The organism is Neisseria sp. P0009.S007 (assembly GCF_051962515.1).
Genome location: NZ_JBQCVF010001140.1, coordinates 1 through 263 on the forward strand (window position 1 = coordinate 1; position 263 = coordinate 263).

At 54.4% G+C, this 263-nt stretch carries 1 protein-coding gene; it reads left to right on the top strand.

Translation table 11 applies throughout. The annotated features are described in order from the left end of the window. Positions 1 to 19 precede the first annotated feature (19 nt). Positions 20 to 263 (top strand): 2-amino-4-hydroxy-6-hydroxymethyldihydropteridine diphosphokinase (gene folK / locus ACTHS3_RS18070; protein ID WP_440368805.1); only part of this gene is annotated, 244 nt, incomplete at its 3' end.

Below are 263 nucleotides of genomic sequence, written 5' to 3' on the forward strand. Positions count from 1 at the left end.
TTAAAAGAGGCCGTCTGAAATGTATCCGCATTTTGCCGTTATCGCTTTGGGCAGCAATCTTGCCAATCCTGCCGAACAGGTTCGCGCCGCTTTGGCCGAATTGGCCGCGCATCCGGATATCAGGCTCGAAAAAACATCTTCCCTGTATCTGACTGCGCCGGTCGGCTATGACGATCAGCCCGATTTTGTGAACGCCGTTTGTACCGTGAAAACATCATTGGACGGCGTGGCGCTGTTGGCGGAGTTAAACCGCATCGAGGCCG